This window comes from Nostoc sp. DSM 114161 (assembly GCF_052692665.1).
Map to the genome: position 1 here is coordinate 1986296 of NZ_CP195141.1, position 15197 is coordinate 2001492.

General features: G+C 38.0%; 11 protein-coding genes. 7 read left to right on the forward strand and 4 right to left on the reverse strand.

Going from position 1 to position 15197, the window contains the following annotated elements; translation table 11 throughout:
* Window positions 1-90: 90 nt before the first annotated feature.
* The 3 genes from NSTC745_RS08390 to NSTC745_RS08400 all read right to left on the reverse strand — a co-directional run bounded on the left by NSTC745_RS08390 (window position 91) and on the right by NSTC745_RS08400 (window position 5820).
* A complete protein-coding gene (locus tag NSTC745_RS08390) occupies window positions 91-1539 on the reverse strand; it encodes a PQQ-dependent sugar dehydrogenase (protein WP_445636745.1) in 1449 nt (482 codons plus the stop codon).
* Window positions 1540-1773: 234 nt separating this feature from the next.
* Entirely contained in the window at window positions 1774-3123 is a 1350-nt protein-coding gene (locus NSTC745_RS08395) for a hypothetical protein (RefSeq protein WP_445636746.1), read from the reverse strand.
* 879 nt (window positions 3124-4002) lie between these two features.
* The gene (locus NSTC745_RS08400; protein WP_445636747.1) at window positions 4003-5820 is read right to left on the reverse strand and encodes a hypothetical protein; all 1818 of its coding nucleotides are present in this window, start codon (window positions 5818-5820) and stop codon (window positions 4003-4005) included.
* A gap of 1106 nt (window positions 5821-6926) precedes the next feature.
* On the opposite strand from NSTC745_RS08400, the gene NSTC745_RS08405 reads away from it, so the two are divergent.
* The 6 genes from NSTC745_RS08405 (at window position 6927) to NSTC745_RS08430 (ending at window position 13323) form a co-directional block, all read left to right on the forward strand.
* The gene (locus NSTC745_RS08405) at window positions 6927-8570 is read left to right on the forward strand and encodes a glycoside hydrolase domain-containing protein (protein ID WP_445636748.1); all 1644 of its coding nucleotides are present in this window, start codon (window positions 6927-6929) and stop codon (window positions 8568-8570) included.
* A 176-nt stretch (window positions 8571-8746) separates the two neighbouring features.
* Window positions 8747-9346: a hypothetical protein gene (locus NSTC745_RS08410; protein WP_445636749.1), complete on the forward strand. Its 600-nt coding sequence runs from the start codon at window positions 8747-8749 to the stop codon at window positions 9344-9346.
* A gap of 112 nt (window positions 9347-9458) precedes the next feature.
* Entirely contained in the window at window positions 9459-11246 is a 1788-nt protein-coding gene (locus tag NSTC745_RS08415) for an OmpA family protein (RefSeq protein WP_445636750.1), read from the forward strand.
* An 18-nt stretch (window positions 11247-11264) separates the two neighbouring features.
* Complete coding sequence (locus NSTC745_RS08420; protein ID WP_445636751.1) at window positions 11265-11765, forward strand: Rab family GTPase; 501 nt, start codon at window positions 11265-11267, stop codon at window positions 11763-11765.
* On the forward strand, window positions 11766-12155 hold the full coding sequence (locus tag NSTC745_RS08425) for a hypothetical protein (RefSeq protein WP_445636752.1): 390 nt from the start codon (window positions 11766-11768) through the stop codon (window positions 12153-12155).
* Between the two features lie 46 nt (window positions 12156-12201).
* Window positions 12202-13323, forward strand: coding sequence for a sensor histidine kinase (locus NSTC745_RS08430; protein ID WP_445636753.1), 1122 nt, complete (start codon window positions 12202-12204; stop codon window positions 13321-13323).
* A 119-nt stretch (window positions 13324-13442) separates the two neighbouring features.
* Here the strand turns inward: NSTC745_RS08430 and NSTC745_RS08435 are convergent, their stop codons facing one another.
* A complete protein-coding gene (locus tag NSTC745_RS08435; protein ID WP_445636754.1) occupies window positions 13443-14630 on the reverse strand; it encodes a chromate transporter in 1188 nt (395 codons plus the stop codon).
* Between the two features lie 141 nt (window positions 14631-14771).
* Here NSTC745_RS08435 and NSTC745_RS08440 point away from each other — a divergent pair, with 141 nt between their 5' ends.
* Window positions 14772-15197: a fused DSP-PTPase phosphatase/NAD kinase-like protein gene (locus NSTC745_RS08440; protein WP_445636755.1), complete on the forward strand. Its 426-nt coding sequence runs from the start codon at window positions 14772-14774 to the stop codon at window positions 15195-15197.

Sequence of the window (15197 nt, forward strand, 5' to 3'; positions counted from 1 at the left end):
CCGTGCCCTTACACAAAATCTCTATGTCTCAGAGTTTTAGTGAAATGATATTACGAGCCATAATTCAAGATTCAGAACCCCAAAATTGCCTCACTTAGCAGGTATAGTAACTTCCCAAATTCCTTGATTTCCACCGTATTCCAAAACATAAATTTTATTGCCGATAATTTCAGCATCAATAGGATTGCTGAAACCTTGAACAATGCGTGTAGCTTCAAGTTTATAATTGGTAGTTCCTACTTTAGTCAAGTTTAAATGCAACAGATCTTGGCTGGGGTCTTTAAAAGGGCCTGCTACTGTTTCGCCAGTGGCATCGCCTGGAGTCCAACCCAATACAAATCCATCTCTGTTGAATTCTGGACTCATTGCTCCTTGGGTGTCAAAAACTAAACCTAAAGGAGAACGATGTGTTGTAAAAGTACTCACACTTTGTCCAAGAAAGCTAGCATCTTTGATTTGGCCATTTTGAGGATCGCGGTAACTATCTGCATCCGGCCCAAAATTAGGAATTGGTTCGGTCAAGGTGGTATTAGGCTTAGGCGGAAAGGTCGGGTCGTTATAATAATAGCCTTTTGTAACTGCGCCAAATTTGGGATTTAATAAACGGTCATTGGCAGGATTATAATTTGGGTATTGTTGTGGATTATCTGTCCCGCCAATACGCCAAGGAAAGCCGTAATTAAAACCTTGACGCAGCCAATTTAATTCTTCTGACATATCCCTATCTGGCCCATTTTCTGTGCCAAATAAATCTCCATTAGGCGCGAAAGCCATATCAAAAGTATTGCGTATTCCTTCTGCAAAAATATAGCCAGCGCTCTTTAAAGTTGCTCGATTGTTTGCAAGAAATAAATTTTGTCCATTAGTAGGAAGACGAATTATACAGGCCGTTAATCCTACTTCGCGAGTATTGGGATATAACCCGCCAGCAGTTTGAACTTCACCATGATCTGTACGAGAACCGCTATTTATATAAATATAATTACCATCTAGGCTAACAACTACGCCGTTGAAACGATGGTCGTAGGCTGTTTTGCTTTTAGGATACGCTGCACTTTTAGCCAAAATAGACCAAATTCGCTGTCCTGTACTTGGATTAATTACACCTTTAACAATAACTGCTTTGGTCTGATCGTTTGCAACGTTTCCATTACCAACTAAATAAATAGTACCGTTAGGGCCAATGGCCATACCTTGAGTTTCACTGACCTTATGATTATTAAAGTTGTAGACCAGTGTAGTAGTAGATGAAGCTAAATTAACTCGATAAATCTCACCATTACGTTTGAGATAATAGAGCGTATTATTTCGCGGATCTTTTACAATCCGAACAGAAGGAGAAGTCGATTGAGTATTTACAATATTCCGAATCTTAATATCAGAACGCAGGGCTTCAGGTGCAGCATGAACTACTGTAGTTCCATAATTTAATAGAACTATTGTTAATAAAAGCGTTTTTGACCAAGAAAAGCAGCTTTTGAGAGCAAATTTATAACTAAATTTGCGTTTAGCTGGCTCAGATAATTTAATACTACTCATTATTTTCTCCATAAACAAAGTCAGATGATTTTTCTCGAAATCTTCTAAATTAACAAAAAAACAACAGATGAATTCACAAAATTCTAAATACTAAGTAGGTGGACACAATTATTTATAAGACGCATTTCGAGTTCGCTCAATGCTCGATAGCTTGACTCAAAGAGGGTTGAGCGAAGTCGAAACCCGGCAATGTCAAGTTAGGTTTAATTTAGTCCTTCTACTTATTATTCGTCCCTATGCCAAACTAACTTCTAAGGTATAAGGAACGGAGAGGGTGTCACTTTCGCCAGAGAAAGTTCCACCATTTTGAGGAAACAAAGCATATTTACTCACTGAAATCGAGTATGTCCCCGCACCTAGCGAAGCGGTAATTAATGACCCAAAATCTGATTCATTCCCACTATCATCATTAAATTGCAGCAAAGTTCCAGCATTGTTAAACAGACCGAGAATCGTATCATCAAGTGTCACTGTTTTGATAGTTACAGTTGCTGAATTTGCTATGGAAAATTTAAAGAAGTCAAAATCAGGATTATCTCCAGGTTGAACTGATACTAATTCGCCTGAAATATTCACATCTGACCCTGATGATAAAGAACCTAATCCTTCTGCGCTGGACAGTGTATTATTTGTAGCTTGTCCAGCATTTTCTCGCTCATAGAAAAGGAAGTCGTCACTATCAAGTCTGAGATTGGTTCTTCCCTGTACAATACCTACGATCTCATCTGGTTCTGTTCCCGGTTTGTCTAAGAATATTTGTGTGTTCCCTGCAACAACTTGCAGCCGATAGTTCTGTACAGATCCTTTGAGTTCAATTCGATCTTCACTAGAGTTGAAGTCAGTAATGGTGGCTAAATCTCCAAAACCTGCGTTGTTAGTGTTGTTATCGTCGTAGAAAATATTTGTAGCGTTCCCAAGAACAAATCTATCTACCCCAGTCCCACCAGTCAGAGTATCAATCTCTCCCGTTCCTGCTGAAAGCAGATTACCAGGGAAAACACCAATCAAGACATCGTTTCCAGATCCTCCATTGATTCTGTCATTACCAGGCCCGCCCTGTAGGCTATCATTACCATCCTCACCATTAAGGATGTCATTGCCCAAATTGCCGTCTAGGGTGTCATTGCCTGCTCTACCATTGAGAGTGTTGTTAGCACTATTACCAAAAAGGAAGTTGCTAAGAGTGTTACCTGTGCCATTGATGGCGCTAGTTCCTGTCAGCGTCAAATTCTCCAAATTCGCTAGTAATGTGTAGCTGATAGAAGACCTGACGCTATCTGTGCCTGAATTAGCAGCTTCGGTAATAATATCAGTAACGCTGTCAATTATGTAAGTATCGTTACCTAAACCGCCGTTCAATGTGTCAGTACCGATACCACCATCAAGAGTGTCGTTGCCATCTCCACCGATTAGACTGTCGTTTCCCGTCCCACCAAACAGATTATCGTTACCAGCCGCACCATTTAAGGTATCGTTACCGGATGTACTACTGGCATTACCGCCATTAGCCCAACCATATATCGTGTCATTTCCCGATGTTCCGTTTCTGATATCAGAACCTGTCGTGCCGAAAATAACTGCCATATTTATTATTTCTCCTGAATTTTTAACTAATGCCTAAGAGTTGTTTGAAAAGTCATTTTGAATAGTCCGTTTCTCGCTTTTAGGAGTAGGGAGTGGGAAAAAACAAAATCATTGATACTTTTCAAACATTCTTTAACTTTGACATTAGCCAAATAACTCTTTATCAGTTAGATATAGATTACTTACCATTTGCGTAATCCGATTTTGGAAAATAGAAATACAAATATCCAACCGCTGATTGTAGCTGGGTTAAAAGCCATTCCTCTGGTTAGAGGCAACGAGGCGATCGCCATACAAAAACATTAGATAATTTATTTTTTTTAATTTCCTTAATCGATTACGCAAATGGTAAGTAATTGGCAAAAAAATTTATTTATCTTGGTTGATTTGGTAAATTTTTATCATTGCCATAATTATTAATTATCATGAGTCAAAGTATACATGCTATGCTTTAACAAATCTTCAAAATGCCAATCTATGCCATTTATAATAGGTTGACCAAAAATGTAAATCTTAATGAAGCTTTTTTTCAAAAAAAATAATTTTTTTAGTAAAACTTGCGATCGTTTTTCCTGAAAAGCATCATCTTGGTTAAGTTACGTATCAAGATCGGATATTTTGTAAAAAAAACTATTATTTTTAACTACAAAAAATACTTTTAGATTAAAGCAATCTTTTGAAAATTGGATAAGTTAAATTGATATATCGAACAAGAAAAGTTTTGTGCTTAATAGAAGTTAAACTTTACATAAATTTTATCGACGCAGCATTCAGTTGGCTGTTGCAGTATTACTGGCTGGTGAATCAAGAGTAAAACATCACCAAATCATTGATTTAGTGATGTTTAGATATCAGTAGTTTATCAAGTTAACAAAGCCCTTAAGCAACAGTGACTTTGAGCGTATAAGAAAAATCAGGATTAGATACGTCACCTCCTGAGAAAACTCCGCCATTTTCAGGAAAGAAATCAAATTTACTCACTGCGATCGAGTAGGTACCTGCACTTAGAGAAGTACTGATGAACGAGCGTAAGTCTCGGCCAAAATCATCATTAACTTCCAGTAAAGTTCCAGCATTGTTAAACAGTCCGAGAACTGTGTCTTCTGATGTCAGCGTTTCAATAGTGACAGTTCCTGCATTTGCTAAAGAAAATGTAAAAAAGTCAAAATCAGGATTACTTCCTGGCTGAATTGTTGCTAACTGAGCTGAAAGATTAACATTCGATCCTGATGATAACGAACCCAATCCTTCAGCGCTGGCTAGTGTATTGTTTGTACCTTCTCCAGCATTTTCCTGCTCGTAGAAAAGGAAGTCGTCACTATCAAGTCTGAGATTCGTTCTTCCTTGCACAATACCTAAGATCTCATCTGGTTCTGTTCCTGGTTTGTTTAAGAATATTCGTGTATTGCCTGCAACAGATTGCAGCAGGTAGTCTTGTACGGCTCCTTTGAGTTCAATTCGATCTTCACTAGAGTTGAAGTCAGTAATAGTAGCCAAGTCACCAAAACCAGGATTGATAGTGTTGTTATCGTCGTAGAAAACATTCAAAGCGTCTCCCAGGATAAATCTATCCACCCCAAGTCCACCAGTCAGAGTATCAATTTCTCCTAATCCCGGTGGAAGCAGACTGCCAGGGAAAGTACCGTTGAGGATGTCGTCTCCAGATCCTCCATTGATTCTGTCATTACCAGGCCCGCCTTGTAGACTATCATTGCCGTCCTCACCATTGAGGATGTCATTGCCCAAATTACCGTCTAAAGTGTCGTTGCCTGCTCTACCATTAAGAGTGTTGTTAGCGCTATTACCAAACAGGAAGTTGTTAAGAGTGTTACCCGTGCCGCTGATGGCGCTAGTTCCCGTTTGCCTCAGATTTTCCACATTAGCAGCGAGTGTGTAGGTAATAGAAGACCGGACGGTATCTGTGCCGGAATTAGCAGCCTCGATAATAGTGTCAACAGCACCGTCAATGATGTAAGTGTCATTACCTGCTGCTCCATTCAATGTGTCAGTACCTGAACCACCATTGAGTGTGTCATCGCCATTTCCACCGTTTAGACTATCGTTGCCACCATTACCCGATAATTGGTTGTTTTGGTTGTCACCAACAATGGTGTCATTTGCGTTTGTGCCGATGACGTTATCAAAGTTAATTGCAGTAAATGATAATGTTCCCAAACCAGGAACGTTATTAGCAGCCAAACTTTGAGTTTGGAGGTTAACGGTAATAAATACCCCAGCCAAAGATGCAGATGCATCTATGGTGTTGTTGGCAACGTTAGCATTAGCAATAACTTTTTCTACTTTAAAAAGTTGATCTTGTCCCAACGCTCCTTTTTGAATGGTTCCGACACCTGACAAGGTAATGGTTTGATTTAGTTGACTGTAGTCTGCGGTATCAATGCCATCTCCACCATTAATGCTGTCGCTACCCTGGCTACCTCTGAAGGTGTCAGTACCTGCACTACCTATGAGAGTGTCGTTTCCTGTACCCCCATCAAGTGTGTCATTGCCATCTCCACCTATCAAACTGTCGTTCCCCGTCCCGCCTGCGAGGGAATCGTTACCAGCTGCACCATTTAAAGTATCGTTACCAGAGGTACTATTGGCATTACCACCAAGGGCCCAACCAACTATAGTGTCATTTCCTACAGTTCCAGTGAGACTGTCAGGATTTGTGGTGCCGAAAATAGATGCCATGTTATTTCTCCTGAATTTATGACTAATACGTAAGTTCAGCCTCAGCCAAAGAACTATTTATCAGGAACTATTCATCAGTTGAATGTCGATCGCTTGCCATTTGCGTAGTATTAAGTTAGAAAACATTAAATTGTTTGCTTAGAAACTTCTAAACAAAAAATATCCAACTAATTATTGTCGGCAAGCCACAAAAGCCTGCCTTAGATTGTGCGCTAAGCAGACGCCTACTCTACAAAATTAGATAATTTATGTTTCTAAAAATTACTTAATTACCAAATGGTAAGTAGTTAGATCGATAATTTTGATTTTTTGTAAAATTGTCAAATTTTTTGAGCCAAGCTGTAACTATTTACTTATCACGAACGATAGGTTAACGAAATTTCTTTACAAAATCTTTAAAATTTTGATCGATGCCGCTAATAATAGATGGTAATGTAACTATTAATTTTAATTAAATATTTTTTAACCCTGAGGATTTTTTGGCAAACGTTAATAGCTTTTTTAGCTTAAAAGACTTTTAGTTATTAACTTATGTTTCAAAAGCGGTTTTTTTTGTTAAAAATAATTTTTTTTATTTACGATCAAAACTTTTGTAATACAGATAAGAATTCAAAAAAATATAAATTAAATTTATATTTTGACTGTAAATTTTTTACCTTAAAAAACCTTTAAGCTTTACATAAACTTTATATAGTTAGCTGAAAAATTTTCGGTACAGTAGCAGTTAATACAAATATTAAATACATTACTGAGAAAAATTTTTCCACCTTTTGTGGATTTAGGGGGATCTAAAAAGTTAGGAGGCTAAACAAATAGTTTGAAAACACGCCCTACGCCCCGCCGGAGGAGATCGCACATCTCTAAAAGCGTCTAAGTAAATAATAGACCTCTTGCATAAATCGAAAATAAGAACCCCAAAGAGCCTTTCGCTAAGCTTTGTCTCCCCTCCCCAAAGCATCGGGGTGGGATGTTAGGGACTTTTGCAAGTTGCATAGCTCTTAGAGAAAGCATCATGAAATGGTAAATTGATATTTCAGGCATTTAATAATCTCCAAGTGTAAAAGTTATCTCTCGCTTCAAGAAGATTTGAATCAGGAGAATTTGAAGTGTCTTTTTTAAATAGAAAGCTCAGGTTTGTTAACAAACTCAAACTTATCTTTGGGATATTGGGGACAGTATTTACTTTATTTGCTTGTTCAAATATCGGATTATTAGCTAATAACCCATCCTTAGGCGATCGCCCTTTTGTATGGGTAGCTCCAAGCCTAGAAAGAATAAAGCAAACAGACCCACCAGGAAATAAAACCGAGATTGATTTGTATGCGGCGCGGGGAGAATATGAACCTTTTCAGATAGCAATTCGCGCACCTAATAGCGGTCTTAAAAATGTAAATGTTGTAGTTTCAGATTTGTCTGCTGCAAACAATCGAGTAATTTCCAACACAAACATTACACTCTACCGCGAACATTATGTTCGTGTCACCCATTCCAGCCCTAACAAAAAAGGTAGTAGCAATCCATCTTTAGGTACTGGATGGTATGCTGATGGACTAATTCCGTTTATTAATCCTGAAAGCAAAAAAGATATTATAGGTGCTGAATTAGACGCTGTTCCATTCACCTTAAAAGCTGGGAATAACCAACCTATTTGGGTAGACATTTTTGTACCCCGCAATGCCGCGGCTGGTGACTATCGAGGTACTTTTACTGTTAGTAGCGATCGAGGGGCGATCGCAGGTAAAATTCGCTTGAAAGTTTGGAATTTTGAGTTACCGATCGAACCATCGCTGAATTCTGAGTTCACATTTTACGAACATGAAGATAAAAGCGAAATGATCGAACTTCTCAAACATAAATTAATGCCTGACGCTCATTTTAATCCCGCATATGAGCCAGAGTTAATGAAGCAATGGGGGTTGCGTTCTCGGAGTCTTCCTTTTTGGAGTGGCGCTAATGTTAGTACTTGCAAAATGGCTCCAGCACCTTCTATTAAAAAGATAAAAACTATTGCTGATAAACATGAATCGGGTTTATTTCTCTACGCCAGATATGCTGATGAAATTGATAACTGTTCAAATTTAATTGAACCAGTAAAAGAATGGGCGCGAAATTTTCATCAAGCTGGAGTTGCAACCGCTTTAGCAATGACTCCTACACCTGCACTTTATGATGATGGTTCTGGAACTGGACGTACAGCTATAGATATATGGATAGTATTGCCAGAAGTCTATGATGAAGCTCGCGATCGAATTAATGAAGTTTTGCAAAAAGGAGATAAAGTTTGGTCTTACAATGCTTTAGTGCAAGACGGATACTCTCCTAAATGGCAGATAGACTTTGAACCAATAAACTATAGAATTCATCCAGGTTTTATTAGCCAAAGTCTTGGGCTAACGGGGATTTTATACTGGCGAGTCGATCTATGGACAAAAGATCCTTGGAAGGACGTTCAAACTTATTTTCAGAAGAAATACAAACACTATTTTCCTGGGGAAGGAATGTTGTTTTATCCAGGGAAACAAGTAGGCATCAAAGGAGTTGTTCCTTCCATGAGGCTAAAGTGGCTTAGAGAAGGGGTAGAAGATTACGAGTATCTGGAAATACTTAAAAATCGCAGTCGGCAACAGTGGGCGCTTTCATTAGCTCGGCGTGTCGGACTTGACTGGCAGCACTGGACGCGGGATACAACTGTGCTGGAATCAACCAGGCGACAGTTGGGCGAGGAAATACATAGACTCTCTTCTCAATAGGTTATTGAGAAATTCATCATTACTTTGACTAAAATTTAGATATTTTTTAATATATCCAAGTGGATATATTTTTTTAATGTATAAATATCCTTTATACTTAATTATTGTCTAGACTATGAATATAGTATCAAAGCTAACAACCAAAGCCAGATTTATTTTGAAAAGGAATTAAAAATATGAACCCACCAGAAGAATACATCAATCATAATTCATTTAAAGTAGAACAAGATGTATCGAATTCAGCAAGCAACGATCTCCAATTTAGTAATGGGATTAGCGAAAGTAGGAATTTAGATAAAGTTAGAGAAATTCTTGTTGGAAATCAAATTCGAGATATGGAAAAAAGATTTACCCGCTTAGAAGAACGATTAATTCAAGAATTTAATACCGTGCGAGATGAAAATAAAAAACGTTTAGATGCTTTAGAAAATTATGTAAAACAAGAAGTTGATTCCTTAACACAACGTCTAAAAAACGAGCAGCAAGAACGCGATATTCAGGTGAAAGGAGTTGCAGAAGAAAATAAAAATATAAATATATCTCTAGAAAAGAAGTTGACTCAAATTGACGAACAAGCTACCAATAGTCAACGAGAGTTACACGAGAAAATTTTTAACCAATCTAAAAACTTACAAGATGATATTCAAAAAAAATCTCAAGAAATTTTAGTTTTACTAGAGCGGGAAGTTCAAGAGCTTCGTAGAGACAAAACAGACCGTTCTAATCTTGCAGCTATGTTCGCAGAATTAGCTGTGCGCCTGAAAACAGAAAACTAATCTTAAACTCAAAATTTAGGAAACATAAAGTTGATTGCTTGAGCGTTAGCACAGTTCTTCTGTTAACAAAAAATGTTACTTCCTAGCAATTAGGGACTAAGGGATTTTGGTAATGAGTGACTCTCCGATTAATCAAATACCAAAAGTGTCTCCTGAAGGTTTGAAAAGCAATAGCCAAACCTCCGAAATCAAAGATGAATTAATTTTACTCCGTAGTTTGTTGCTAGATATTGAGCCGACTAAACTTGAAAGACTTTATGAGCGACTAGAAAATCCCGAAATTCAACCAGAAGATATTAGCAAAATGCTTCCAGAAGCTGTTGTTCTGCGCTCAAAGCAAGATAAACAACTTGGAGAGGTAATGGTATCAACTGTTGAAGAAGCCATTCAAGTTTCTGTTAAACAAGACCATAATGTGTTGGCAGATGCATTATTTCCAATAATTGGGCCAGCTACGCGTAAGGCGATTTCTACAGCTCTTGAAGAAATGATTCAATCTTTGAATCAAACCCTAGAACATAGCTTGTCTCCACAAAGTTTTCAGTGGAGATTGGAAGCGCAACGCACGGGAAGATCGTTTGCAGAAATTGTGCTGCTACGGACGCTAGTTTACCGAGTGGAACAAATATTTCTGATTCATAAAGAATCTGGATTATTACTTCAACATTTAGTAACAAAGCAGGTTACGATTCAAGATCCAGATTTAGTAGCTGCTATGTTGACAGCTATCCAAGATTTTATCAAAGATTCGTTCAACGTTCAAAAAGGAGATGGGATAAAAAGTTTACGTTTTGGAGAAGTCATAATTTGGATTGAAGAGGGGCCGCAAGCATTAATAGCGGCAATGATTCGGGGAAATCCCCCCCAAGAATTAAGGTTAGTTTTACAAGAAGCGATCGAAAAAATTCACCTGAAGTTTAGTAGAGAAATTAAAGATTTTGCCGGAGATACAGAAGTATTTGATGTCAGTAAGCCTGATTTAGAAGATTGCTTGGTAGTTAAATATAAATCTGCTGCTAAAAAAAATTATACCTATGCTTGGATTTTCTTAGGTGTAATGGCGATCGCTTTTGGAACTTGGGGCTTTTTTACTATTAGAGAACAACTCCGTTGGCGGGCCTATCTCCAAAAACTCAACTCTCAGCCAGGAATTGTTGTAACTAACTCCCAGCAAAGTTTTGGCAAATACTTTATTAGGGGAATGCGCGATCCTCTAGCAGTAGATCCTAATACACTTATACAACAAACAAATCTTAATCCCAAAACAGTAACCAGTCAGTGGCAACCTTACTTATCTTTAGAACCACAATTTACTACCAAAAGAGTTAAACAATTGTTACATCCACCCCCAACTGTATCACTACAAGTCGATAAAAACGGTATTCTCAACGCCACAGGTTATGCATCCCGTCAATGGATTTTACAAGCCCGGAAATTATGGAATTTTATTCCCGGAATCACTCAATTTCAGGATAAAAATATTGTAGAAATAGAACTTAGTCAATTGGAGGAGTATAAAAAACAAATAGAACAAAAAATATTGTTTTTTGTTGAAGGTAGAGTTGAACTTAGCTCTGGTGAAGTTACTAAGCTACCTAATTTAACTATGTCAATACGCAATTTTCTGAATATTGCTAAATATTTAAATATAGACGTGCAAATTCAAATTATTGGACATACCAATAACACAGGGACAGAGCAAACAAATATGCTCCTCAGTCAAGCTCGTGCTGAGAAAATTTTATCTTATTTCAAATCCCAAGGAATCAATACAAAACAACTTCAACCAATAGGTGTAAGTTATAACCAACCTTTGCAGCCACAAGTAACACCAGAAGCTCAAAATCTTAGTAGCCGTCGAGTATCTTTTAAAGTATTTATAGCTAAGAAATCTGACTAAAAATATACTAATTTATTTATGGTTTTTCAAAAAAAAATTTGTATGATAGGTGCATTTGCTACAGGTAAAACTAGTTTAGTATCGAGGTTTGTTCGCAGTATTTTTTCTGAAAAATACCATACGACTGTAGGTGTAAAAATTGACAAGAAAACTATAGATATCGAAGATAATAAGATAAATCTGATTCTTTGGGATCTTTACGGAGAAGATGAATTTCAAAAAGTGCGAATGTCTTACTTACGTGGTTGTGCTGGTTATTTATTAGTCGCAGATGGTACGAGGCGTAATACTTTAGAAAAAGCTTTCGATCTACAAACAAGAGTAGAAGATGCTATTGGCAAAGTTCCATTTATTTTGGTGATGAACAAATACGATATTACAGATGAATGGGAAATTGAACCTACTGAACTAGACGAGGTGATACAAAAGGGTTGGACTGTGATTAAAACAAGTGCTAAAAATGGACTCGGTGTAGAAGAAATTTTTCAAACTCTTGCTAAGAAAATTTTGGATTCCTAAATGCTAGATGTCCCTAATTCTGTGATTACTTATCTTATAAATTTTCTAACAGCAGAACGTTCTCTTGCCTATCTGTTGGTGAACAAAGATGGTAGCTTATTGGATTGGGGAGGTAAATTGGCAGAATATGGAATTACTAACCTCACTAAAGGAGAAAATATTAAAGAGCAAGTTTGTTTTCTAGAGGGTTTACTACCACTGGATGATACTTCTGTATTTCTACCATTTATAAAAACAGAGTATGGCAGCTGTGCAGATGTTCATATGTTCCCCACTGAAGAAGGAGATTGGGTGTTATTGTTAGATAGTACCTCCGATGAAAGCTATCTCTTTGCTACTCAACAAAAAGCTAATGAATTTAGTCTTTTACAAGAAAAATTAAATAAATAGTTCTATTAGTCAGGTGAAATCCAAATTAATCGTCCAGAATGAAAATATGAATACATCTATTACAAACGATGTGCTGGCTGCTTTAAACATTTTAACTCTAGAGTATATTAATACAGGCTTATTTAAAATTATTGGTAATACTCCTGATTGGTTAAATCAATTTTGCGATCGGAAATTAACCTCAGGTATGAATATATCAGTACCACACGAAACATTTTGTTTTTTAAAAAACTTTTTAATTGATGCTGAAGAATTTTGGCTGAGTAATAGCGGTAAAAAACTCAGTTCGGGTTTATGGACTGAAGTAGATACAAATGGACAAGAATATCAATTTGAAGCTTATGCGCTTTTTGTAAAAAATAAAAAAATTTTATTGATTGAGCTTTTAGAAGAAACTTATCAAGATAAGCAATATCTTATACAGAAAGGTAGAGAATATGAATTAATTTATTATCAATTACTCAAAGATAACCAAAAAAAAGATATTTTGCTCCATTGTATTATGCATGATGTAGCAGGTCAATTAAGTGCTATAAATGGCTGTTTGTCACTACTAGAATATGAAAATTTAACGCTCAAGGGAAAAGAATATTTAGAAGTTGGCAGACAGCAATGTTTAAAGCAGCAGGAACTAATTAAAGATATTTTAGATATTTTCTCTACTGAAGTAGTATCATTAGAAAATTCTAGTACTGATATTCAAGAATTACCTAATATTTTAACTTCTATACAAGAAGTAATTGAATTTTTAAAACCCACTTTTTCCCAGAAAAATATCCAATTAGAGCTTGGTAACCAAATTGACACCAAAATAGACTGGAGAGTTATCGGAGAAAAATCTCGTTTAGATAGAGTGATTTCTAATTTAGTAGAGAATGCTTATCGTTATAGCGTTGAAAATTCTATTGTTACTATTAGTCTCCAGTTAGATGGAGAATATGTTTTAGTTAATGTAGACGATCGCGGTTCCGGCGTACCACCAGAAATGGTCAAAAATTTATTTCAAAAGTTCTCCCAAGGCAAAGATAAACCAGGCAGAGCCGGTCTAGGCCTTTATTTTTGTAAAATCACACTAGAACGCTGGGGAGGTAGCATTGGTTATTTACCCCGCGCCGAAGGTGGTTCTAGATTTTGGTTCCGCTTGCGAAGAAGGGCGATAAGGGGATGAGGGAGTGTGGGGAGATGGGGGGATGGGGGAGTGTGGGGAGTGTGGGGAGTGTGGGGGGAAAGATTTCTTCTCCATCCTCCCACACCTCCCACACTTCCCACACCTCCCAATGCCCAACACTATATGCGTGAAACAAATCCGATCGCTCCCCCTGCTAGCACTAACCAAGCAGAGTTTATTTTGAATCGAAACACAGCGATCGCGCTTACAATTGCCAGAGTAATTGTTAACCAATCCACTAGTGCGGCTCGTCCTAATGTGTAGGTAACTCCTGCCATTAATCCTAGAGAAGCCGCATTCACGCCATCTAAAAATCCGCTTGCCCAAGGAGATTGGCGCAACTTAGAAACCCAAGGATTAACTATCCACACCAGCACAAAAGCTGGTAAGAAAATACCAATTGTACCGGCGATCGCTCCCGCATTTCCCGCTAATAAATAGCCGATAAATGTGGCGGTAGTAAAAACGGGGCCTGGTGTAAATTGCCCGATGGCTACAGCATCTAAAAGCTGCTGTGACGTAAGCCACTGATTGCGCTCAACTAATTCTCGTTGCAGAAATGCCAGCAATACGTAACCACTGCCGTAGAGAACACAGCCAATTTTGAGAAAGAAGAAAAACACATTAATCCAACTAAGTGATGTGACTGCTGTGGTACTACCAACCTGAGCCAAAACACCTGAAAATGGCAATAGGAATGCTCCGGTTATATTTCCTCTACTTTGCCAATTTTTCAGTAGCATCACTGCCACACCTAGCAAAATCAGCACCAAAATTTCATTTAGTCCAGCAAAGTAGGTGGCGATCGCCCCAACTCCAGCAATAATTGTCGGTACATCTTTGGCTGCCTTTTTTCCCAGATTCCACACAGCCTGAAGCACCACAGCAATAATTACAGGTTTAATTCCATAGAGCAGCCATTCCACCTGGGGAACAGTTTGATAGCGGGCATATATGGCGGCTAATATCCATACGATCGCCATTGCAGGGAAAATAAAACAAGTGCCTGCAACGAGTAAACCACGCCACCCGGCTCGTTCGTAACCAATGTGAATTGCTAATTCCGTTGAGTTGGGGCCTGGAATCAAATTCGTAATTCCTAGTAAATCTAGCAATTTCTCCCGGCTCATCCACTGACGGCGATTCACCACCTCATTGTCCATCATGGCAATATGGGCAGCAGGGCCACCAAAGGCGATCGTCCCCAATCGCAAAAACACCATTGCCAGTTCCGTTAATCGCTGCTTCTGCTGTCTGGGAGTCAGAGCATTTTCGGATTTTTGGATATCCTCAGCTTCCTGAGTCACTCTGATTTTCCTGATTTAATGATGTTGATAGCATCAATATATCGAATTTCGATATCGTAAATCTATATATTAGAAGTTAATTCATGCTACCATGCCTTTGATTGATAAATACGGTAAATCAATCGATATTATGGAGTATATATGAGTGATATTAAAAAAGTAAGCGATGAGTATTCCGCAGGTGGACAGCCAACCCCAGAGACATTGAAACAGCTTGCAGACGAGGGGTATAAGTCCGTGGTTAATTTGCGATCGCTTGATGAAACTGGAGCATTAGCAGACGAACAGCAACAGGCTCAAGCCGTAGGGCTTGAATATGCCAACGTTCCACTCAAGCCAAGCCAAGCAAACGACAGCTCAACTGCAAAAGTTCTCTCAGAACTACAGCAATTGCCGACTCCGGTATATTTTCACTGTGGTGCAGGCGGACGAGCCAGCGCCCTAGCACTCATAGCCTTTGCAACTCAACATCAACTCAACCGCGAACAAGTTTTAGCAAAAGCAAAAGAACTTGACATCAATTCAGAACAAGCTCATCTCAAACAATTTTTAGAAAATTTGGAATAG